Source organism: Streptosporangium sp. NPDC049046 (genome assembly GCF_040649155.1).
Classification (GTDB): Bacteria; Actinomycetota; Actinomycetes; order Streptosporangiales; family Streptosporangiaceae; genus Streptosporangium.
This window is the reverse complement of sequence record NZ_JBEZEZ010000006.1, coordinates 153,183-174,000: the sequence shown is the minus strand read 5'-3', so window position 1 is coordinate 174,000 and position 20,818 is coordinate 153,183. Positions and strand designations below refer to the sequence as shown.

General features: G+C 69.2%; 22 protein-coding genes. 1 reads left to right on the top strand and 21 read right to left on the bottom strand.

The annotated features are described in order from the left end of the window. The first annotated feature begins 28 nt into the window (after window positions 1-28). Complete coding sequence (locus tag AB0B96_RS10465) at window positions 29-619, top strand: cob(I)yrinic acid a,c-diamide adenosyltransferase (RefSeq protein WP_362897516.1); 591 nt, start codon at window positions 29-31, stop codon at window positions 617-619. Between the two features lie 152 nt (window positions 620-771). On the opposite strand, the gene AB0B96_RS10460 is transcribed toward AB0B96_RS10465, so the two are convergent. The 21 genes from AB0B96_RS10460 to AB0B96_RS10360 all read right to left on the bottom strand — a co-directional run bounded on the left by AB0B96_RS10460 (window position 772) and on the right by AB0B96_RS10360 (window position 20,783). Beyond that, the gene (locus AB0B96_RS10460) at window positions 772-1,182 is read right to left on the bottom strand and encodes a DUF2550 domain-containing protein (RefSeq protein WP_350948571.1); all 411 of its coding nucleotides are present in this window, start codon (window positions 1,180-1,182) and stop codon (window positions 772-774) included. A gap of 44 nt (window positions 1,183-1,226) precedes the next feature. After that, window positions 1,227-1,634: a F0F1 ATP synthase subunit epsilon gene (locus AB0B96_RS10455; protein ID WP_350948570.1), complete on the bottom strand. Its 408-nt coding sequence runs from the start codon at window positions 1,632-1,634 to the stop codon at window positions 1,227-1,229. Window positions 1,635-1,702: 68 nt separating this feature from the next. Then, window positions 1,703-3,130 (bottom strand): F0F1 ATP synthase subunit beta, encoded by a 1,428-nt coding sequence (gene atpD / locus AB0B96_RS10450; RefSeq protein WP_350948569.1) that lies wholly within the window; start codon window positions 3,128-3,130, stop codon window positions 1,703-1,705. A gap of 1 nt (window position 3,131) precedes the next feature. Beyond that, entirely contained in the window at window positions 3,132-4,034 is a 903-nt protein-coding gene (locus tag AB0B96_RS10445; protein ID WP_362897513.1) for a F0F1 ATP synthase subunit gamma, read from the bottom strand. A 3-nt stretch (window positions 4,035-4,037) separates the two neighbouring features. Continuing rightward, window positions 4,038-5,687 (bottom strand): F0F1 ATP synthase subunit alpha, encoded by a 1,650-nt coding sequence (atpA, locus tag AB0B96_RS10440; RefSeq protein ID WP_362897511.1) that lies wholly within the window; start codon window positions 5,685-5,687, stop codon window positions 4,038-4,040. Window positions 5,688-5,710: 23 nt separating this feature from the next. Next, on the bottom strand, window positions 5,711-6,520 hold the full coding sequence (locus AB0B96_RS10435) for a F0F1 ATP synthase subunit delta (RefSeq protein WP_350948566.1): 810 nt from the start codon (window positions 6,518-6,520) through the stop codon (window positions 5,711-5,713). A 46-nt stretch (window positions 6,521-6,566) separates the two neighbouring features. Then, window positions 6,567-7,112, bottom strand: a complete 546-nt coding sequence (locus AB0B96_RS10430) for a F0F1 ATP synthase subunit B (RefSeq protein ID WP_362897509.1) — start codon at window positions 7,110-7,112, stop codon at window positions 6,567-6,569. Between the two features lie 31 nt (window positions 7,113-7,143). Beyond that, window positions 7,144-7,368, bottom strand: coding sequence for an ATP synthase F0 subunit C (gene atpE, locus AB0B96_RS10425; protein ID WP_362897508.1), 225 nt, complete (start codon window positions 7,366-7,368; stop codon window positions 7,144-7,146). 65 nt (window positions 7,369-7,433) lie between these two features. Further along, window positions 7,434-8,222, bottom strand: a complete 789-nt coding sequence (atpB, locus tag AB0B96_RS10420) for a F0F1 ATP synthase subunit A (protein ID WP_362897507.1) — start codon at window positions 8,220-8,222, stop codon at window positions 7,434-7,436. Between the two features lie 67 nt (window positions 8,223-8,289). Beyond that, entirely contained in the window at window positions 8,290-8,505 is a 216-nt protein-coding gene (locus AB0B96_RS10415; protein ID WP_343975662.1) for an AtpZ/AtpI family protein, read from the bottom strand. Window positions 8,506-8,577: 72 nt separating this feature from the next. After that, entirely contained in the window at window positions 8,578-9,003 is a 426-nt protein-coding gene (locus AB0B96_RS10410) for a hypothetical protein (protein ID WP_350948562.1), read from the bottom strand. Between the two features lie 152 nt (window positions 9,004-9,155). Then, window positions 9,156-10,535 carry an undecaprenyl/decaprenyl-phosphate alpha-N-acetylglucosaminyl 1-phosphate transferase gene (locus tag AB0B96_RS10405; protein ID WP_350948561.1) on the bottom strand — a complete coding sequence of 460 codons (1,380 nt, stop codon included), beginning with the start codon at window positions 10,533-10,535 and terminating at the stop codon, window positions 9,156-9,158. Window positions 10,536-10,592: 57 nt separating this feature from the next. After that, window positions 10,593-11,858 carry a serine hydroxymethyltransferase gene (gene glyA / locus AB0B96_RS10400; RefSeq protein ID WP_362897506.1) on the bottom strand — a complete coding sequence of 422 codons (1,266 nt, stop codon included), beginning with the start codon at window positions 11,856-11,858 and terminating at the stop codon, window positions 10,593-10,595. A gap of 218 nt (window positions 11,859-12,076) precedes the next feature. Then, a complete protein-coding gene (locus tag AB0B96_RS10395) occupies window positions 12,077-12,457 on the bottom strand; it encodes a hypothetical protein (RefSeq protein ID WP_350948559.1) in 381 nt (126 codons plus the stop codon). 174 nt (window positions 12,458-12,631) lie between these two features. Beyond that, window positions 12,632-15,445 (bottom strand): hypothetical protein, encoded by a 2,814-nt coding sequence (locus AB0B96_RS10390; protein ID WP_362897505.1) that lies wholly within the window; start codon window positions 15,443-15,445, stop codon window positions 12,632-12,634. Between the two features lie 167 nt (window positions 15,446-15,612). After that, entirely contained in the window at window positions 15,613-16,278 is a 666-nt protein-coding gene (locus AB0B96_RS10385) for an L-threonylcarbamoyladenylate synthase (protein WP_350948557.1), read from the bottom strand. A gap of 10 nt (window positions 16,279-16,288) precedes the next feature. Next, window positions 16,289-17,143, bottom strand: a complete 855-nt coding sequence (gene prmC, locus AB0B96_RS10380; protein WP_350948556.1) for a peptide chain release factor N(5)-glutamine methyltransferase — start codon at window positions 17,141-17,143, stop codon at window positions 16,289-16,291. Window positions 17,144-17,152: 9 nt separating this feature from the next. Then, window positions 17,153-18,205, bottom strand: coding sequence for a peptide chain release factor 1 (gene prfA, locus AB0B96_RS10375; protein WP_350948555.1), 1,053 nt, complete (start codon window positions 18,203-18,205; stop codon window positions 17,153-17,155). Between the two features lie 104 nt (window positions 18,206-18,309). Then, the gene (gene rpmE, locus AB0B96_RS10370) at window positions 18,310-18,528 is read right to left on the bottom strand and encodes a 50S ribosomal protein L31 (RefSeq protein WP_350948554.1); all 219 of its coding nucleotides are present in this window, start codon (window positions 18,526-18,528) and stop codon (window positions 18,310-18,312) included. A gap of 277 nt (window positions 18,529-18,805) precedes the next feature. Then, on the bottom strand, window positions 18,806-19,450 hold the full coding sequence (locus AB0B96_RS10365) for a response regulator transcription factor (RefSeq protein ID WP_350948603.1): 645 nt from the start codon (window positions 19,448-19,450) through the stop codon (window positions 18,806-18,808). Window positions 19,451-19,463: 13 nt separating this feature from the next. Beyond that, entirely contained in the window at window positions 19,464-20,783 is a 1,320-nt protein-coding gene (locus tag AB0B96_RS10360) for a sensor domain-containing protein (RefSeq protein ID WP_362897504.1), read from the bottom strand. Window positions 20,784-20,818 lie beyond the last annotated feature (35 nt).

Here is a 20,818-nt window from a genome sequence, read left to right as displayed (position 1 = left end):
TGGTTTTCCTGCCGATACGCTGAGCCTCATGACGCGAGCTGACAGAGACAACCCGGTGGTGCTCTCGAAGATCTACACCCGTACCGGGGACGACGGCACGACCGCGCTCGGCGACATGAGCCGCACTCGCAAGACCGATCCGCGCCTGGCCGCCTACGCGGACGTCGAGGAGGCGAACGCCGCGATCGGTGTCGCCCTCGCCGCGGGGACCCTGGAGGCGGACGTCACCGCCGTCCTCAGCCGGATCCAGAACGAACTGTTCGACGTCGGGGCCGACCTGTGCGCCCCGGTCGTGGAGAACCCCGAGTTCCCCCCGCTACGCGTCGAGCCCTCCTACATCGACTGGCTGGAGGCGCGGTGCGACGAGTTCAACGAACGCCTCACGCCGCTGCGCAGCTTCATCCTGCCCGGCGGCACCCCGGCCGTGGCCGCGCTCCACGTCGCCAGGACCGTGGTCCGGCGGGCCGAGCGGACCACCTGGTCGGCCATGGAGGCCCACGACGACGTCAACCCGCTCACCGCGAAGTACCTCAACCGGCTGAGTGACCTGATGTTCATCCTCTGCCGGGTGGCCGCGGGCGGCGACGAGATCCTCTGGAAGCCCGGCGGCACCCGCTGAGAGCGAGCGCCGACGGATCCCCACGGAGAAACCCGTCGGCACACGCGGAGAACGCGGACCGCGGCCGGCCCGACGGCAGCCCACGGAGAAACCCGTCGGCACACGCGGAGAGCGATCGCGCCCGGCCCGGCGGGTGCCGCCGGGCAGGTGGGTCAGGCGACGTCGAGGTAGGCGCTGGGCGGGGCGGACTCCAGCCAGGCGACGAAGCCCGTCAGTGCCCGGTATCCCATCGCGAGCTCGAAGGCGTCGTTCCCGTTGCGGCACTCGATCGCCGTCACGCCCTCGATGAACCCGAAGAACTCACCGGACCCGACCTTGCGCCGTCCGGAAACCACAAGGCCGCGCCTCACGATGACGTGGCGCGGCCTTGGGAGCAGACCTATGAGCGGAATCCAGTTGAGGTGGCCGTCGGCGTAGCGGGCCACCCCGACCCGCCAGCCCCGCTTCTTCGACAGGGAGCGCAGACAACAGAGCACCGATCCCCGGGAGCGGGTGAGTATCAGAACCCGAAGGCCCAGGAGGGCGACGAGCAGCCCCAGCACGATGAGAACATCCACCACCATGTCTGCTCGCCCCCCAAAAGCGCGTACAGCCTAAGAAGCAGAATTTATCCGACTTCTTCCCCGGCCGCGCGCAACCGGGCCCTGGCACGCCTCGCCCCGGCGGCCGCGTCCGCGTCTTCCTGCTCGGATTCGACCGAGGCCTGAGCCCGTTCCAGCGCGCTCTTCGCGCGGGCGACATCGATCTCGGAACCCAGCTCGGCCACCTCGGCCAGAACCGACACCTCGTCGTCGGCCACCGAGAGGAACCCTCCGTGGACGGCGGCGACGAGATCGGCCTCGCCGTTGCCTCGCTTGATCTTCAGCAACCCGCCCTCGACGAGAACGCCGAGCACGGGCGCGTGCTTAGGCATGATACCGATCTCGCCGTCGACGGTCTTGGCAATGACCATGTCGGCCTCACCGGACCAGATCTCACGCTCCGGGGAGACGACGCCTACTCGCAGCTTCGCCACTTTCTCTCCAGTTCCTTATCGAACCAGGCGCCGGTACGGCCGCATGACCGTACCGGCGCCGAAGGCGACTAGCGGGCGAGTTCCTTGGCCTTGGCCACGGCCTGGTCGATGCCGCCGACCATGAAGAACGCCTGCTCGGGCAGGTGGTCGTAGTCGCCGGCGCACAGACCCTTGAACGAGGCGATGGTCTCGTCCAGCGGGACGTTCTCGCCGGGCTGACCGGTGAACGCCTCGGCGGCGTACATCGGGTGGGACAGGAAACGCTCGATACGACGGGCCCGGTTGACGGTGACCTTGTCCTCTTCCGAGAGCTCGTCGATACCGAGGATCGCGATGATGTCCTGCAGTTCCTTGTACTTCTGCAGGATCCGCTTGGTCTCCTGGGCCACGCGGTAGTGCTCCTCGCCGACGATCAGCGGGTCGAGGATCCGCGAGGTGGAGTCGAGCGGGTCCACCGCGGGGTAGATGCCCTTCTCCGAGATCGGCCGCGAGAGCACGGTCTGCGCGTCGAGGTGCGCGAACGCGTTGTGCGGGGCCGGGTCGGTGATGTCGTCCGCGGGGACGTAGATCGCCTGCATGGAGGTGATCGAGTGACCGCGGGTCGAGGTGATGCGCTCCTGGAGAACACCCATCTCGTCGGCCAGCGTCGGCTGGTAACCCACCGCGGACGGCATGCGGCCGAGCAGGGTGGACACCTCGGAGCCGGCCTGGGTGAACCGGAAGATGTTGTCGATGAACAGCAGCACGTCCTGCTTCTGGACGTCACGGAAGTACTCCGCCATGGTCAGGGCGGAGAGCGCGACGCGCAGACGGGTGCCCGGGGGCTCGTCCATCTGCCCGAAGACGAGGGCGGTGTCCTTGAGGACGTTCGCCTCCTCCATCTCCAGCCAGAGGTCGTTGCCCTCACGGGTGCGCTCGCCGACGCCGGCGAACACCGAGGTGCCACCGAAGTTGCGGGCGACCCGGCGGATCATCTCCTGGATCAGAACGGTCTTGCCCACGCCCGCGCCGCCGAACAGGCCGATCTTGCCGCCCTGCACGTACGGGGTGAGCAGGTCGATGACCTTGATGCCGGTGGTCAGCATCTCGGTGCGCGACTCAAGGGTGTCGAAGGAGGGCGAAGGGCGGTGGATGCCCCAGCGCTCGCTGATCTGGAGCGACGAGGTCTCGACGTCCAGCGACTCGCCCAGGGTGCTCCACACGTGGCCCTTGACGACGTCGCCGACGGGGACCGAGATGGCCGCGCCGGTGTCGGTCACCGGGGCGCCACGGGTGAGGCCGTCGGTGGGCTGCATGGAGATCGCGCGGACGAGGTTGTCACCCAGGTGCTGGGCGACCTCCAGCGTGAGGACCTTCGCCTCACCCTGGAGCTCGACGTCCACCTTGAGGGCGTTGTAGATCTCGGGCATCGCCTCGACGGGGAACTCCACGTCGACGACGGGACCGGTGACCCGCGCGACGCGGCCCACGCCGGTCTCAACAGTCTGTGCAGTCATTTCACTCTTTCCCCGCTGCGGAGTCGGCCAGCGCGTTCGCGCCACCGACGATCTCGCTGATTTCCTGGGTGATCTCGGCCTGGCGGACCTGGTTCATCTGCTGGGTGAACACGCGGATGAGCTCGTTGGCGTTGTCGGTGGCCGACTTCATGGCCCGGCGGCGCGAGGCCTCCTCCGAGGCCGCCGACTGGAGCAGCGCGCTGAAGATGCGCGACTCCACGTAACGCGGCAGCAGCGTGTCGAGGACCTCGCCCGCGTTGGGCTCGAACTCGAAGTAAGGAAGCGGCGTGTCGGACGCCTCCTCCACGCTCTCCTCGACCTCCAGCGGGAGGATCCGCTTGACCACGACCTCCTGCGTCAGCATCGAGACGAACTCGGTGGAGACGATGTGGATCTCGTCCACCCCGTCGTCGTCCGAGAACGCCTCGATCAGCGTGCCGGCGATCGCCTTGGCGTCGGAGTAGGCGGGCTTACGGGAGAACCCCGTCCACTGCCCGCCCATCTCACGGTTGCGGAAGGTGTGCCAGGCGACGCCCTTGCGACCCGTCACGTAGGGCACGGGCTCGACGCCCCTGTCCCTGAGCAGGTTGCCGAGCGCCTCCGCCTCGCGAAGGATGTTGGCGTTGAAGCCGCCGCAGAAGCCGCTGTCGCTGGTGACGATCAGGACGGCGGCCCTGGAGGGCTGCTCCTTGGCCACCGTCAGCGGATGGTCGGTGACGGTGGTGTTGCTGACCACGCTCGTGACGGCGTGGGTGATCTCGCGCTCGTACGGCACCGCGGCCTGCATCCGCTGCTGGGCCTTGACGATGCGGGACGAGGCGATGAGCTCTTGGGCGCGGGTGATCTTCGCCGTGGACTTGACCGACTTGATCCTCCGCCGCAGCAGTCTTAGCTGGGCACCCATCGGCTACTTCTTCTCTACCGAGCGGACTCGCTTCGTGATCTTCTCCTGGCCGACCTCGGCCTCGCCGAGCGCGGCGACCGGCTCGTCGTTGACCAGGTACTCGCCGGAGGAGGTCTCGAAGCTCTTCTTGAACTCGGTGATGGCGTCCTTGAGGACGGTGATCGTGTCGTCGGACAGGTCACGGGTCTCGCGGATGCCGTCGAAGACGCCCTTGTTCTCACGGCCCAGGTAGTCGAGGAACTCCGTCTCGAAGCGGCGGATGTCCTCGACCGGGACGTCGTCGAGCTCACCGGTGGTGCCGGCCCAGACCGACACGACCTGCTTCTCGACGGGGAACGGGCTGTACTGGGCCTGCTTGAGCAGCTCGACCAGGCGCTGACCGCGCTCCAGCTGGGCGCGGGAGGCCGCGTCCAGGTCGGAGGCGAAGGAGGCGAACGCCTCCAGGTCACGGAACTGCGACAGCGACAGACGCAGGGTGCCGGCGACCTTCTTCATCGCCTTGATCTGCGCCGAGCCGCCGACTCGGGAGACGGAGACACCGACGTTGATGGCCGGACGCACACCCGCGTTGAACAGGTCGGTCTCGAGGAAGCACTGGCCGTCGGTGATGGAGATGACGTTGGTGGGGATGAACGCCGAGACGTCGTTGCCCTTCGTCTCGATGATCGGCAGGCCGGTCATCGAGCCGGATCCCATGTCCTTGGAGAGCTTCGCGCAGCGCTCAAGGAGGCGGGAGTGCAAGTAGAAGACGTCGCCGGGGAACGCCTCGCGGCCCGGCGGACGGCGCAGCAGCAGGGAGACCGCGCGGTAGGCGTCGGCCTGCTTGGTCAGGTCGTCGAAGACGATGAGGACGTGCTTGCCCTGGTACATCCAGTGCTGGCCGATGGCCGAACCGGTGTAGGGCGCGAGGTACTTGTAGCCGGCCGGGTCGGAGGCCGGCGCGGCGACGATGGTGGTGTACTCCATCGCGCCCGCCTCCTCAAGGCGGCCCTTGACCTGGGCGATCGTGGAGCCCTTCTGGCCGACCGCGACGTAGACGCAGAGAACCTGCTTGTCGGGGTCGCCGGAGAGCCAGTTCTCCCGCTGGTTGAGGATGGTGTCCACGGCGACGGCGGTCTTGCCCGTGCCACGGTCACCGATGATCAGCTGGCGCTGGCCGCGGCCGATCGGCGTCATGGCGTCGACCGCCTTGAGGCCGGTCTGCAGCGGCTCCTTCACCGGCTGGCGCTGGACCACCGAGGGGGCCTGGAGTTCGAGGGCGCGCAGGCCCTCGGCCTCGATCGCGCCCTTGCCGTCCAGGGGGACACCCAGGGGGTCGACCACCCGGCCGAGGAAGCCGTCGCCGACCGGCACGGACAGGACCTCGCCCGTCCGGCGGACCGACTGGCCCTCCTCGATCTTGCTGAAGTCGCCCAGAACGACGACACCGATCTCTCGGACGTCCAGGTTCAGTGCCAGGCCACGCGTGCCGTCCTCGAACTCAAGCAGCTCGTTCGCCATCGCCGAGGGAAGGCCGGAGACATGGGCGATACCGTCGCCGCAGTCGACGACGGTCCCGATCTCCTCGCGCGCGGCACCTTCCGGCTCGTACGCCTGGACGAAGCGCTCAAGTGCGTCCCGGATCTCGTCCGGCCGGATCGTAAGCTCCGCCATCTCTCTTCAGTCTCCCTATTCGCCTAGCCGGCCAACCGGCGGCGGACTTCTTCGATTCGTCCCGCGATGGTGGTGTCGATGAGGTCGTCCCCGATGTGGACCGAGAACCCTCCCAGCACCCGCGGATCCACCTCGACGTTCAGATGAACGTCGCGGCCGTACGAGGTGCGCAGCCACGTGGCGAGACGCTGCTTCTGCACCTCCGAGAGCACGACGGCGCTGCGCACCACCGCGACGAGGCGCTGCCGCTGGGCGGCGACCAGCCTGCCGAACTCGGCAAGCCCACTGTCCAGGCTACGTCCTCTCGGATGCAGCACAAGCTGGATGAGCAGGCGCAGGGTGGTGGGGGCCACCTTTCCTGCCAGGAGGGAGTTCAGGAGCTCCCGCTTGGCCGGTGCCGGGGCCGCCGGCGCGGTCAAGGTCCGGTAAAGCTCCAGGTTCGAGGCGGTGATCCGCCCGAACCTGAACAGCTCGTCCTCGACGTCGTCGAGCCTGCCCTGTGCCTCCGCCTCGGCCGCGGCGGCGATGACGCCGAGGCGCTCCAGCGCGTCGGCCAGGTCGCCCAGGCGCGCCCACTTGGCGGACACGGCCGCGATGACCGTCTCCAGCGCGGCACCGCTGATCTTGCCCTCCAGCAGCACCCGTACGACCTGCGCCTTCTGGGCCGCGGGACGTGCCGGGTCGGAGAGGTTACGGCGGAGCCCGTGCTCACGGTCCAGCAGGTCGGCGACCGAGAAAAGCTCGTCGGCCAGCGTGCCGAGGTCGGCGCTTCCCGCCACGGCGTTGAAGCGCTCTTCGACCTCGGCCAGCGAGGCCCTGCTCAGGCCCCTCATCGGCTGCTCACCGACACTCGCGCGTCACGCCCGGTTCGCCGCGTCATCAGCGGACCGCCGCGCTGCTCGACTCGAGCTCCTCAAGGAACCTGTCGACGGTGCGGCGCTGACGCGCCTCGTCCTCCAGGGACTCCCCGACGATGCGGCCGGCGAGCTCGATCGACAGGCGGCCGAGCTCGGTGCGGAGCTGGGCGAACGCCTGCTGGCGGTCGGCCTCGATCTGCAGGTGCGCGGCCTCGACCAGGCGGCGGGCCTCGGCCTGCGCCTCCTCGCGGAGCTCGGCCTTGATCTGCGCGCCCTGCTCGCGGGCCTCCTCACGCAGCCGCGAGGCTTCGTGACGGGCTTCGGAGAGCTGGTCCTTGTACTGCTTGAGCAGCGCCTGGGCCTCGGCCTGGGCGTCCTCGGCTCGCTTGATGCCGCCCTCGATCGCGTCGGTCCGCTCGGCCAGGGTCTTCTGGATGCGCGGGGTGAGGATCTTACCGACGACGAAGAGGACGACGAAGAACGCGAAACCGCCGACGACCAGCTCGTAGACGTGCGGCATGAGCGGGCTGTTGCCCTCGGCCGCCAGGAGCTTAGCTGCGGTAGTCATCGATGCAGCCTTCCGTCAGAGGTGTTTTCGATCAGCCGTAGATGAACGGCGCGACAAGACCGATCAGAGCCAGCGCCTCGACGAGCACGAAGCCCAGCAGCATGTTCTGGCGGATCAGGCCGTAGGTCTCGGGCTGGCGGGCGATGGCCTGCAGACCGTTACCGAAGATGAGACCGACACCGATGCCGGGGCCGAGCGTGGCGAGTCCGTAACCGATGGAACCGATGTTGCCGGAGACCTCAGCGATGACGTTCATTGCTGTTTCCTTTACAAGATGGCCGGTGAACGAGTCTCACCGGTCTGAACTGGACGAGAAGGGTCTTAGTGCTCGGCGTGCAGCGAGCCGCCGATGTACATCGCGGCGAGCAGCGCGAACAGGAAGGCCTGGAGGAACTGGATGAACAACTCGAACCCGGTCATCGCGATCGTCATGATGACGCCGACGACACCCACCGGAGCTCCGAGCGGCGTGAGCTGCTCGAAGAGGAACCAGAAACCGACGGCGCTGAAGAAGGCGAGGATGATGTGGCCCGCGAACATGTTGGCGAAGAGTCGCACGGCGTGGGTGAACGGCGCCACGATCATGTTGGAGAGGAACTCGATCGGCGCGAGCAGCACGTAGATCGGCTTGGGCAGGCCGGGCGGGAACATCATGTTCTTGAAGTAGCCGAGTCCGCCCTGGTGCTTCATGCCCAGGTAGATCTTCAGCACGTAGATGCTCGCCGCCAGGACGATCGGGAAGGCGATGTGCGAGGCGATCGGGAACTGCAGGAAGGGGACGACCCCCATCAGGTTCCAGATCCAGACCAGGAAGAACAGGCTCAGCAGCAGGCCCATCCAGCGGTCGGCGTCCTTACCGAGGAAGGGGCGGGCCACCTGGTCGCGGACGAACGTGTAGCCGATCTCACCGATGTTCTGGATGCCCCTGGGGACCAGCTTCGGGTTGGCGAAGGCCGACCAGCAGAAGGCTATGACCAGGAGCGAGCTCAGCAGAGCGAGCAGGACCGGCTTGGTGAACCAGGTGACGCCGGGAATGATCGGGGGGAAAACGAAGAGATCAAGCCCGGGGGCCTTGAACTCGTCGGCGGCGAGGACCGTCAGCGCCTTCACGCGGCGTTCCCTTCAACGTGGTAGTGGATCAAGATTGCTTCCTCAGCGAAGCGACCGCCGCGCGAGGTCAGCGACCGTATTTCCGGTAGACCAGGTAGATGGCGAGAACGACACCGACGATCACTCCGATCGGTGTGAACACAGCCACGCCGGTCCAACGGCTCAGCAACCAACCACCGCCGCCGTACAGAATGATCCCGGAGAGAATGTAACTGGGAACCGACCAGGCAGCATTGGCGAAGTCGCGGCCATCGCTCTCGGGCCTGCGTTCTTGTTCGCTCATTGCGGGCATGACAATAGCAGCCAGGCAGATGACTAGTCATATCGGGTGCCCACCGCCCGGTCATAATACGCCTCACCGGGGGTCGCCCCGACCGGGAACGGTCGCACTCGGGTCGACGTAGAGCATCTTCGTCTTCATGAACCCCCACATCTCACCGGCCGTCCAGACGACGGTGCAGATGATCGCCGACCAGCCGAAGGCGCGGGGCTCGAAGGCGGTGGCACTCTCGAAAGTTTTAAGGAGCGCCATGATGATCAGGACCTTCACCGCGTAGGTGACGATCGCGGCGACCATCATCATGGCGGGAGAGATCCTGCTCGCGTAGGAGACCGCGACCAGGCTCACCGTGAAGAAGACCGCCACCACCAGGAGGCCGAGCGCGGCCCCCAGCGCCCCCTTGCCACCGGAGAGCAGCGTCGCCGCGAGCACGACGACCACGCCCGCGGCGGCGGTGGGTATCACGGCCCCTTTGAGGACGCGCACGTCGTTGGCCTGCATCGGCACTCCCTGTGGCTGTTATCAAGCGAGCGATTGCTACGTCGTAGATCCGGCTGGCCCCCGGACCCGTTAGTGAAAGCTATCACAAGCTCTCGGAAGGCCGCCTTTACCTGCTGTTTCAAGTAAACGATCAAGGTGTTGGCGAAAACGGCTCAAAGCGGCGTCTCAGAGTTCGAGAAACCCTGGCGGGGAGCGCTGAGCGACAGGTCGGGCAGCGCCGAGAGCGTCGCCGTGTCGTCGCCGGCGGCGGCCGGACGGGGTCCCGACGCCTCCGAGGGATACGGATGGGGCCTGCCCCGGTGCGGCTGCCCGCCGGGACGCGCGTGCCGCCCCGGCCCCTCCGCCGGACCCGCGGGACCCGTGGGAGAGGCGGGATCCGGCCCACCACGCCCCTCGGTCCCCCCCTCGGCCTCGCCCTCGGCCCCGCCGAGGTCGCGGCGGGCGCGCCAGCGGGGCAGCGCCATCATCACCAGCACACCGATCGCGAGCAGCACGGTGAGCGGGAACAGGATGAGCGGGACGCCCTCGATGGACAGCGCCACGACCGCGAAGGCGAACAGGAAGGTCCACGCGTACATGATCATGACGCTGCGGCGGTGCGAGTGGCCGATGTCCAGCAGCCGATGGTGCAGATGCCCCCGGTCGGGCGAGAACGGCGACAGGCCGTTGGACGTGCGCCGGATCACCGCCATGATCAGGTCCAACAGCGGGAGCACCAGGATCGCGACCGGCACGAGCAGGGGAAGGATGACGGGGAAACGGTTGATGCTGCTGGAGTCGAGCGGCGTGACCAGGATCATCGTGGAGGCGAGGACCAGGCCGATCAGCATCGCCCCCGTGTCACCCATGAAGATCTTCGCCGGGTGGAAGTTGTGCGGCAGGAAGCCGAGGCAGATCCCGATGAGCACCGAGGCGATGACCGCCGTCGCGTTGATGCTGGTGTTGCCGTAGTCCTTCGACAGGGCCACCGAGTACGTCCACGTGGCCATCGCGGCGATGCCGACGATCCCCGCGGCGAGCCCGTCGAGCCCGTCGACGAAGTTGACCGCGTTGATCATGACGACCACGATCAGGATCGTGATCAGCGGGCTCAGCGTCGAGTCCAGGATGGTCTGCCCGCCCAGCGCGGTGGGCAGCGGGAGCCACGGCAGGCTGACCCCGAAGGTGACGAGCACCCCCGCGGCGCCGATCTGCCCGGCGAGCTTGACCAGCGCGTCCATGCCCAGCCAGTCGTCCAGGAAGCCGGTCAGCGTGATCAGGCCACCCGCGGCGATCAGCGCGATCACGGTCTTGCCCTGGCCCTCGGCCGCCAGCTTGCCCCCGGCGTAGGGCAGCTCTCCGGCGATCAGCAGACCGGCGACCAGGCCACCGTACATCGCCAGGCCACCGAGCCTGGGGGTCGGCGTGGTGTGCACGTCACGGCTGCGAACCTCGGGCATGGCGCCGATCCGAACGGCGAAAACGCGGATCAGGGGAACCAGCAGGTACGTCACCGCGGCCGCGACGAGCGCCATGAGTAGGTATTCGCGCACGGAACCAGTTTCGCGGATAGTCCGGCCACCTGTGACCGGAAAACGACACAGAACAGCTCATAGTTCGCTGGGATATATCTGATGAGCCCTCGTCAACACCTCGACGCGCTCCCGTATCTCCCCCGTCGCGTCCGGATCTCGGATGGCCTGCGCGACCATCGAGGCCACTTCCTTCATCTCCTCGGGGCCCATTCCCTGAGTCGTGACGCAGGGGGTACCGACCCGGATCCCCGAGGTCACCGTGGGCGGCTCGGGATCGTAGGGGATCGCGTTGCGGTTCAGCGTGATCCCGGCCGCCTGGCACCGCTGCTCGGCCACCGCTCCGGAGATCCCGACATCGCGCAGATCGATCAGCGCCAGATGGCTGTCGGTGCCCCCGGAGACCGGCCGCATGCCCTCGGCGGCGAGCGCCTCGGCCAGCACCTGGGCGTTCGCCACCACCTGTCGCGCGTACTGTGCGAACTCCGGCCGCAGCGCCTCGCCGAACGCGACCGCCTTGGCCGCCACCGCGTGCATGAGCGGCCCCCCCTGCACGAACGGGAAGACCGCGCGATCGATCCTGGGTCCCAGCTCCCCCGTGCACATGATCCCGCCGCCTCTCGGACCGCGCAGCGCCTTGTGCGTGGTGAAGGTCACCACGTCCGCGTACGGCACGGCGGACGGCAGGGCCAGTCCGGCCATCAGGCCGACGGTGTGCGCGACGTCGGCGAGCAGCCAGGCGCCCACCTCGTCCGCGATCCCGCGGAAAGCGGCGAAGTCGATCTCACGCGGATAGGCGGTGGCGCCACAGATGATCATCTTGGGCTGGTGCCGAAGCGCCAGCTCCCTCACCTCGTCGTAGTCGATCAGCTCGGTGTCCCTGCGCACGCCGTACGCCACGACGTCGAACCAGCGTCCCGAGAAGTTGACCTTGGAGCCGTGGGTGAGGTGGCCGCCGTGCGACAGCTCCATCGCGAGCATGGTGTCGCCGGGCTGGAGCAGGGCCGCGTAGGCAGCCAGGTTCGCCGAGGCGCCGGAATGGGGCTGCACGTTGACGTGCTCGGCGCCGAACAGCAGCTTGGCGCGGTCGATCGCGAGCCGCTCGGCCCGGTCGACGACCTCGCACCCGGCGTAGTAACGCCTGCCGGGATAACCCTCGGCGTACTTGTTGGTGAGCGTCGAGCCGAGCGCGGCGAGCACGGCGGGTGAGGTGAAGTTCTCGCTCGCGATCAGCTGGACGCCGCCACGGAGCCGGTCGAGCTCGTCGAGGAGCACACTCGCGATCTCCGGGTCCTCGCGCTGCAGGAGACCGAAATCCGGCCCGTAGTACGGTTCTGCGCCCATGGCTCACACCCCGAAGACGACGACTCACCCCCACTGTAAGCCCGCCCGCCCCGGTTGTCCCAGGTCAAGGACGTGCCGCCCCGGAAGGCGTGTCGCGAGGGAGCGCCCTCATCGCAGAGACCGCATCGCAGGAACACCCGTCAGGCAGACGCGACGCCGCCCGGAGAACCGTCCCACGAGACCGCGTGTCCGGAGGTCGGCACCCCGACGGGGCCGCCTCACGAGAACGCGTGCGGGGCTCCGGATCTGACCGGCACCCACCTCGGCGTGTCGGCCGCCTGGTCGCTGATCGACGTCAGGACCGCCTGCCGGTAGAGGCCAAGGCGGGTGCGCCACTCCGTCATGTCCTCGACGTAGCGGCCGGAGACGGGCGCGTCCCAGACGTCGCTGCTCCTGGCGAGCTGGTAGGCCTTGTCCAGGCTGGAGGTCAGCGTGTCGAGCACGGGGAGCACCTGCCTCCACATCATGACCAGCCGCTGGTAGTCGGGGTTGAACTCCCACGACGTGGCCGCGTCCGGGGACGGCAGACCGGTGCTGGCCGAGGCCGGAGGGGTCTCCCCCGGCTGCATCGGCTGCGGTGCGGGTGGATCCACGAACATCACAGGCTCCTCACCCTCGCTGACACGCTCCCTGCCTCCTGCTCACTGACCCTCTTCACTCGCCGACCACGCTCAAGGACGAGGACGAACCGCCGACACACTCACCGCCTGCCGCCCTTCGCTTCCCAGGCGCCTCTCACCCACCCGCTCGCCGCCTCGACGCCTTCGCGACGGTCACCGGCCGTCCCCCGGAGGCGGGATAGGCCGCAGCGGATCTCCCGCTTCCACGTCACCCGCAGGACCGTCGGGCCGGATGTCCATGGGCGCCCAGGCGCCCTCGCCCCAGGTCTCCCCGTCGGGCACGCTCACGCCGGGCATCTCCAGCGGTTCGATCTCTCGGGCGTTGTCGGCGAGCGTCCTGAGCGCGTCGAGGTCGAGCGGACCCGCCTCCGCGGTGACGACGTCGCTGCCGTCGTTCGCCCACCGGGCGACCGAACCCCCGTCCTGCTGTGCGACCGGTTGCGTGTCCGGTCGCACGGGCGGCTGCGCGTCCGGTCGCACGGGCGGCTGCGCGTCCGGTCGCACGGGCGGCTGCGCGTCCGGCTGTACGGCCGGTTGCGCGGACACACCCTCGGGAGCCGCTCCCGCCTGTCCGGAAACCCCCGCCGCATCCTGCGCCACAGCGGAAACCGCGTCGCCGACGGCCGGCACCCGCATCCCGTCCGGCCGCGCGGCGGCCTCACCCGAGGTCGTATTCGCCGTCTGGATCGCGGGCTCGCCCGAAGCCGTCCCGACGGGCCGGAGCGCGGCCTCACCGGTGGACCGGGAAGGGGAGTCTCCCTGCGTCACATCGGCGGGCCTCGGGACGGGATCGCCCGAGGTCGTACCCGTGGACTGGGGAGTCGCGTCGCCACCGGTGCCCGGCGGCTGGACGGTCTGGTCCGTGGTCGGGCCCGCCGTGTCGAGGAGCGGGTACGCGGGCTTGGCGGAATCGAGCGGCTGGTGCGGCTCGACCCAGCCGGGCTGCCCCCCGGTGACGGAGACGTTGTCGACACCCGGCATCTCCAGCGGCGGGATGTCCTCGATGTTCTTCAGCAGCTCGTCGACCTCGGCCGCCGTGGGCGCGTCGAGCGGGATCTGGAGCACCTTCACCCCGTCGACCTCCACGACCTTCGCCCTGGAATCGCCGCTCTGGTCGATGTCGTCGGGGTGATCCTTCCTCGGGGTGTCGAGAACGGTGTCGCCGGACGACCCTCCCCCGTCTCTGGGCGAGCGCTCGTCGCCCTTGGAGCCGGTGTCACTCTTGGCGTCGGAATCGTTCACCGGCACGGTGCCGGTCGAATCCTGCCCGCGCGGCGTCGTCTCATCACCCTTGGAGCCGGTGTCGCCCTTGGCGTCGGAATCGTTCACGGGCGCGTTCCCCGTGGAATCCCCACGCGGCGTCGTCTCATCACCCTTGGACCCCGTGTCGCCCTTGGCGTCGGAATCGTTCACCGGCACGGTGCCGGTCGAATCCTGCCCGCGCGGCGTCGTGTCGCCCGAGTTGATGACCTCCCTCCCCCCGTCGTCGGCCCTGGGCGGCTCCGGCGTGGGCGTGGAGTCCCCCTGCGGCGCCCCGGGCGCGGGGGCGGTGTCCGGGTTGGGAGCCCCGGGCGTACGCGGGAGGTCGGGCGTCTCGCGCGGCGCGGTGTCGACGGGCTGCCCTCCCCCCTGCGGGTTCTCCCCCGGTCCGGGAACCGCGGGCTTCAGATCCTCGACCCTCGGCGTCTCAGGATGCGTCCCCTCGGTTCTGGGGACGTCCGGCGCGGGCGCGGAATCCTGCCTGGGCATCTCCGCGCCCTCGGCGTTCGGGGCACCCGGCGTGGGCGCGCCCTCGACGTTCGGCATCTCGGGGACGCGACCCGGTGCGGGGGCCTCCGGCCGGGTGTCCTCGCCCCTCGGCACGTCCGGTACGGACTGGGAGTCCGGGTTGTACACCTCCGACGGAGGCACGGCATCGTCCCTCGGAGCCTCCGGCACGGGGTCCGGGCGGGGAGGCTCAGGACGCGGCTCCTCGGCCTTCGGAGGCTCGGGACGTGGTTCCTCCGCCTTGGGAGGTTCGGGACGGGGCTCCTCGGCCTTGGGCGGCTCAGGTGTCGGATCGGGCCTGGGAGGCTCAGGACGCGGCTGCTCCGCCTTGGGCGGCTCAGGCGTGGGATCGGGCCTGGAGGTCTCGCGCGGCGCGGTCTCAGCCGGTTTCGCGGTCTCCTTGGGCTTCTCCCGCTCCTCCTTGGACTTCTCCCCCTCCCGCTCCTCCTTGGCCTTCTCTCCTTCACGCGGAGAGGTCTCGTCGGCCTTCGACCCCGTTTCCGGTTTCCGGTCGTCGGCCCCGGACGTCTCGGGTTTCCGCGTCTCCTTCCGATCATCCCGCTCATCCCGCGGGGAGGTCTCGTCGCTCTTCGAACCGGCCTCCGGCTTGGCCTCGTCGGCCTTCGGAGAGTCGTGCTTGCCGTCGGGCTTGGACTCGTGCTTGGAGTCAGGCTTGCTGTCGTGTTTGGAGGAGTCTTTGGGATCGTCGCGCTGGGTGGCCTCCGCCGACTGGTCGCCGACGCGGGGCTTGTCGTCCGCCCCGACGGCCGGCTTGAGCTCGTCCGCCTTCGGGGTCTCGGGCTTGGCCCCGTTCTGAGAACCGCTCTCCGGCTTGGCGCCGTTCTGAGAGCCCGACTCGGGCTTGGCACCGTTCTGGGCGTCCGTCTCCGGCTTCGCGCCCTCGCCCTGGGAACCCGCCTCGGGCTTCGTGTCCCCGGCCTTCGGCTCGGTGGGGGGCGCCGTCCCGTTCTGGCTGACCCTCTTCTCCAGCAGCGCCACGCGGGCGGAGACGTCGCGGACCATCACGTCGCACGCGTCGGCGATCTGGACGGGTCTGTGGGTCGACTGAGAGGACAGGCCCGCCCCGCTCATCATCTGCGAGACCTTGCCTTCGACGTCCCGCATCCGCTCGGCCGCCCGCTGAACCTCGGACAACAGATCGCGGACCAGCTTGGGGTCCATTCCTTCGAACTTGCCCATGGACGTCTCCCAGGAAGTGTCGGCCCACTTCAAGGTACCGGGGAGACAGCCCGGCGTCACGGTGATAATCAGATGGCATGGATCACGGCATATGCCGGAGACGCGCGCTCAGACATCGGGGCGCCCCCGTGGAGGCGCTCGCCCGTGTCCTCACACCGCCCTCACCGTCAGTCGCCGGGCTCCGGGCCCGCGTCCGTGGCGACGTAGCCGATCACGCCGCGCAGCTTCTCCACGCTGATCGCCCCACGCCGCAGGAGCCTGGGCACCGCCGTGGTCAGATCGAGGATCGTCGAGGGGATGTCGCTCTCGCACGGCCCGGCGTCGAGATAGACCGACACCGAGTCGCCGAGCTGCTTCTCCGCGTCGGCGGCGGTGGTCGCCGCGGGGGCACCCGAACGGTTGGCGCTGGAGACGGCGAGCGGGCCGGTCTCCTTGAGCAGGTCGAGGGCGACCGCGTGCAGCGGCATCCGGATCGCGACGGTGCCCTTGGCGTCGCCGAGATCCCACGACAGCGACCGGTTCGCCCGGCAGATCAGCGTGAGCGGTCCCGGCCAGAAGGAGTCGATGAGATCCTGGCCGTACGGACCGAGGTTCTCCACCAGGGCGTTCGCGGCCCGGACGGTCCCGACCAGCACGGGAACCGGCATGTCACGGCCGCGTCCCTTCGCGTCAAGCAGTGCGGTGACCGCGGCGGGCGTGAAGGCGTCGGCGCCGACACCGTAGACGGTGTCGGTCGGGAGCACCACGAGCTCCCCCCGCTGGAGGGCGGACGCGGCCTCGAGTAGGCCCGTGGCGCGCTGGGTGGCATCCATACAGTCAAAACGTCGGCTCACGGCGTGCATCCTATTCCTGGCCGAATCGAGCGGTGACGAAGCGGTCCCTGCGAGTCAGGTCCTGGCGGCTGCGAACGTCGCGCCAGCCGTTCTCCTCAGAGAAGATCAGATAGACCGGAGTGCCCTGCTGGTCGGCGTGTTCCACGGCGACGAACCCGCCGGGGCGCAGCAGCCGCCTCGCGGTCCGCTCCACCGCCCTGACCTCGTCGAGGCCGTCGCTGCCCGATCCGTACAGCGCGCGGTGCGGGTCGTAGTCGCGGACCTCGGGATCACGGGGGATCGCGCCCGGCGGGATGTAGGGCGGGTTGGAGATCACCAGGTCCACCTGGCCGTTCAGCTCCGAGAGGGCGTCGGCCAGGTCCTCGGGGTGCAGGTGGACACGGCCCTGGCCGTGTTCGATGATGTTGCGTTTCGCCCAGGTGTAGGCGCCGGGATCGACCTCGACCGCGTGCACGGTGGCGAGCGCGACCTCCTGGGCGATGGACAGCGCGATCGCGGCCGAACCGGTGCCGAGATCCACGACCACGGGCGAGGCGACGTCCATCTCCCGCAGCCGATCGATCGCCCAGCCCACCACGACCTCGGTCTCCGGGCGCGGCACGAACACGCCTGGCCCGACCTCCAGGGACAGGTAGCGGAAGTAGGCCCGCCCGGTGATGTGCTGGAGCGGCTCGCGGGACTCCCTGCGGGCGACGCCCTCCCAGAACAGGGCGTCGAAGTCGGAGTCCTTCACCATGTGCAGCTCACTGCGGCGTACGCCGTGCACACACGCGGCGATCTCCTCGGCGTCGGTGCGCGGCGACGGCACACCTGCCTCGGCGAGCCGGGCGGTGGCGAGGGCGATCTCGTCCAGCAGAAAGGTCATGGGCGCGTTCTATGAATGGGCGGCGAGCTTCTCCGCCATCTCGGCGTCGAGCAGGGACTGGATGACGGCCGTGAGATCCCCGTCGAGCACCTGGTCGAGGTTGTAGGCCTTGAAACCGACGCGATGATCGGAGATGCGGTTCTCGGGGAAGTTGTAGGTGCGGATGCGCTCGGAGCGGTCGACCGTGCGGATCTGGGACTTGCGCTCGGCCATGGCGGCGGCGTTCGCCTCCTCCTCGGCGATCGCCTGCAGGCGTGCCCGCAGGATGCGCATCGCCGACTCCTTGTTCTGGAGCTGGCTCTTCTCGTTCTGGCAGGAGGCGACGACACCCGTCGGCACGTGGGTGATCCGCACGGCCGAGTCGGTGGTGTTGACACTCTGCCCGCCGGGTCCGCTGGAGCGGTAGACGTCGATACGGAGATCGTTCGGGTCGATCTGGACGTCGACATCCTCGGCCTCCGGGTAGACGAGCACGCCGGCGGCGCTGGTGTGGATGCGCCCCTGCGACTCGGTGACCGGGACCCGCTGGACGCGGTGCACGCCGCCCTCGAACTTGAGCCTCGACCAGACGCCCTCGTCGCCCCTCGCCTTCAGGGCGATCGTGACGTCCTTGTAACCGCCGAGGTCGGAGTGGGTGGCGTCGATCAGCTCGGTCTTCCAGCCGATCCGCTCGGCGTACCGCAGATACATCCGCAGGAGGTCTCCGGCGAACAGGGCGGACTCCTCGCCACCCTCGCCCGCCTTGATCTCCATGATGATGTCCTTGTCATCGTTGGGATCGCGCGGGACGAGCAGGTGCCTGAGCTTCTCCTCCAGCTCGGGAATCCGGGCCTCCAGCTCCTTCGCCTCCTCGGCGAACCCCTCGTCCTCCGAGGCGAGCTCCCTCGCCGTGCCGAGGTCGGACTGGACGCCCTCAAGCTCGCGGTAGGTGGCGATGATCGGGGTCAGCTCGGCGTAGCGCCTGCCGAAGGTGCGCGCCTGCTTCTGGTCGGCGTGCACGGAGGGGTCGGCGAGCTTGAGTTCCAGCTCGGCGTACTCACTGAGCAGCTCGTCGAGATTCACCGTGCGTCCTTCCTTGAAAGCCCTTGTCAGCCTGCCTCATCACCACGAACGCCGACCCGGGCACCCCGCGAAGGGGGTTATCCGAGCCGGCGCCGAGATGAGAGCTACTGGCCCGCGGGCTTCTTGCCGAAGCGCTTCTCGAAGCGCGCCACCCGGCCGCCGGTGTCCAGGATCTTCTGCTTGCCCGTGTAGAAGGGGTGGCAGGCGGAGCACACGTCGGCGTGGATCACGCCGTTCTTGGCGGTGCTGCGGGTGGTGAAGGAGTTACCACAGGTGCAGGTCACCTGCGTGGCGTGGTACTCCGGGTGGATGTCGGGCTTCATGTTGCCTTTTCCTCTCCAAAACGCGGTCGCCGGGTCGCCACTGTCTCTCGCCTGTAGGGCTTGCGCGCTGAGCACACCGAGGTGCGCGCGGGCGGGAACCGGAACCGCTACGGTTCGGCTACCAGTGTGCCAGATCCTCCAACCATCCCAGGCCACAAGACATTCCCCGCCCCCGTGACCTGCCCCTTCAGGCCACTCACGGCCCCCGCCTGGCCCGATATCCGCAAGGAGGCCGCGCCAGGTGGACCTCCGCGAGGAAGCCGGGCGCTCCAGGCTGTCACCGTCCCAGGTACGCCAGCACGGCGAGAACACGGCGGTGATCGTCGGCGGCGGGCTCCAGCCCGAGTTTGCAGAAGATGCTGGAGATGTGCTTCTCCACGGCGCCCTCGGTGACGAGCATCCGTCCGGCGACCGCGGTGTTGGAGCGCCCCTCCGCCATCAACGCCAGGACCTCGCTCTCCCTCGCGGTCAGGGACTCCAGGGGATCGCCCCTGCGCTGGCGGCTCAGGAGCTGTCCGATCACCTCGGGGTCGATGACCGTCCCACCGGCCGCCACCCGGCGTACGGCGTCGAGGAACTCGGCCACGTCGGCTATCCGCTCCTTGAGCAGGTAGCCGACCGCCGCGGCGCCGCCGCCGATGAGTTCGGTGGCGTACTGCTCCTCGACGTACTGCGACAGGACGAGAATCGGCAGCCCCGGCCGCCTGGACCTCGCCTCCAGTGCGGCGCGTAGCCCTTCGTCGGTATGGGTCGGCGGCATCCGCACGTCGACGACGGCGAGGTCCGGGTCGTGCTCGTCGACCACCGCCACCAGCCCGGGACCGTCGCCCGCCACCCCCACGGTCTCGATGCCCCCGTCCGCCAGGAGTCTCGCCAGTCCCTCACGCAACAGCACCGAGTCCTCGGCGATCACCACCCGCATGGGTCCCACGTTCTCACCATTCGCAGGGCAACTCCGCCCTGATCATCGTGGGACCGCCCAGCGGGCTGTCGACGCTCAGGGTGCCGTCGATGGTCGCGGCCCGGTCCGCCAGCCCGGCGAGGCCACTGCCCGGCCGCGGCACGGCGGCGCCGACCCCGTTGTCGTAGACCTCGACGATCACCCGCTGCCCCTCGCGGCTCACCCGGACGAACGCCTCGGTGGCCTCGGAGTGCTTGGCGAGATTGCTCAGGCACTCGGCCACGACGAAGTAGGCGATGCTCTCCACCGCGGGCGGCGGCCGGTGGGAGACCTCCACCGACAGGTCCACCCGTACGGGCGCGCGGGCGGCGAGCGACGACAGGGCCGCACTCAGCCCCCTGTCGGTGAGGATCGCCGGGTGGATGCCCCTGGCGAGGTCACGCAGCTCGGCGATGGCGGCCTTGGTGCCCCGGTGCGCCTGGGCGAGGAGCTCCCTCGCGGCGTCGGGGTCGGAGTCCAGCTTGGCCTGGGCCCGGCCCAGGTCCATCGCCACGGACAGCAGCCGCTGCTGGGCGCCGTCGTGCAGGTCCCGTTCGATCCGGCGCCGCTCGGCCTCCGCCGCGTCCACCCCGCGGGCCCTGCTGGCCCTCAGGTGGGCGGCGCGGGCCGCCAGCCGGTTCTTCTCACTCGTCCCCAGCAGGGCGACGCCGAACAGGACGTGCAGCCAGGCCATGCCCCGGGTCGCGTACAGGGCGGCGAGGAGGAAGCAGGCCCCGATCAACGCGCACAGCAGCACCCTCGGCCCGCTGTCGATCGGCAGCCCGCCGATGGGTGTCATCGGCTGCCCGGCCAGCAGCAGGGGCAGTGGCGCGAACGTCAGGCCCAGCCCGAGGACCCACAGGACCGCCGTGACGGTGAACTCCGCGATCCCGACCGGCAGCAGCAACAACAGGTAGAGCAGGTCCTTCCAGGTCGCGGGGTCGACGAACATGTCCTTCCAGCGCAGGAACAGGTTGTCGCCCTCGGAGGGCCGGTAGGGGCTGGGGATGTCGACGCCGAAGGCCAGGCGCAGGAACCGGCGCTCCAGCATCGCGGCGCCCCGCCAGGCGAGCATGGTCAGGGCGAGCAGCGGCAGCCCGATCCACACGAGCACCATCACCAGGGAGGCCGGGATCACGGACGCGAGGAACGCGAAGCAGGCGAGACCGTAGAACACGCTCACCAGCAGGTAGGGGACGGCCCGCCAGGTCATCGGGTCGACGAGCATGCCCAGGGGACCGTTCGGCCCGAGCGGGACACGCCATCTGAGCGGCGTCCTGACCGGGGTCGTGCCTCCCAGCGTCTCGGCCGTCATGCGCCTCCTCCGCCCCCGGTGCCCACCCTCGTCAT

Coding starts and splice junctions, on each gene's coding strand:
- AB0B96_RS10465 (WP_362897516.1), top strand. CDS start 29: ATGACGCGAGCTGACAGAGACAACCCGGTGGTGCTCTCGAAGATCTAC.
- AB0B96_RS10460 (WP_350948571.1), bottom strand. CDS start 1,182: ATGGTGGTGGATGTTCTCATCGTGCTGGGGCTGCTCGTCGCCCTCCTG.
- atpD (WP_350948569.1), bottom strand. CDS start 3,130: ATGACTGCACAGACTGTTGAGACCGGCGTGGGCCGCGTCGCGCGGGTC.
- AB0B96_RS10445 (WP_362897513.1), bottom strand. CDS start 4,034: ATGGGTGCCCAGCTAAGACTGCTGCGGCGGAGGATCAAGTCGGTCAAG.
- atpA (WP_362897511.1), bottom strand. CDS start 5,687: ATGGCGGAGCTTACGATCCGGCCGGACGAGATCCGGGACGCACTTGAG.
- AB0B96_RS10435 (WP_350948566.1), bottom strand. CDS start 6,520: ATGAGGGGCCTGAGCAGGGCCTCGCTGGCCGAGGTCGAAGAGCGCTTC.
- AB0B96_RS10430 (WP_362897509.1), bottom strand. CDS start 7,112: ATGACTACCGCAGCTAAGCTCCTGGCGGCCGAGGGCAACAGCCCGCTC.
- atpE (WP_362897508.1), bottom strand. CDS start 7,368: ATGAACGTCATCGCTGAGGTCTCCGGCAACATCGGTTCCATCGGTTAC.
- AB0B96_RS10415 (WP_343975662.1), bottom strand. CDS start 8,505: ATGAGCGAACAAGAACGCAGGCCCGAGAGCGATGGCCGCGACTTCGCC.
- AB0B96_RS10410 (WP_350948562.1), bottom strand. CDS start 9,003: ATGCAGGCCAACGACGTGCGCGTCCTCAAAGGGGCCGTGATACCCACC.
- glyA (WP_362897506.1), bottom strand. CDS start 11,858: ATGGGCGCAGAACCGTACTACGGGCCGGATTTCGGTCTCCTGCAGCGC.
- AB0B96_RS10395 (WP_350948559.1), bottom strand. CDS start 12,457: ATGTTCGTGGATCCACCCGCACCGCAGCCGATGCAGCCGGGGGAGACC.
- AB0B96_RS10390 (WP_362897505.1), bottom strand. CDS start 15,445: ATGGGCAAGTTCGAAGGAATGGACCCCAAGCTGGTCCGCGATCTGTTG.
- prmC (WP_350948556.1), bottom strand. CDS start 17,143: ATGACCTTTCTGCTGGACGAGATCGCCCTCGCCACCGCCCGGCTCGCC.
- rpmE (WP_350948554.1), bottom strand. CDS start 18,528: ATGAAGCCCGACATCCACCCGGAGTACCACGCCACGCAGGTGACCTGC.
- AB0B96_RS10365 (WP_350948603.1), bottom strand. CDS start 19,450: ATGCGGGTGGTGATCGCCGAGGACTCGGTGCTGTTGCGTGAGGGACTG.
- AB0B96_RS10360 (WP_362897504.1), bottom strand. CDS start 20,783: ATGACGGCCGAGACGCTGGGAGGCACGACCCCGGTCAGGACGCCGCTC.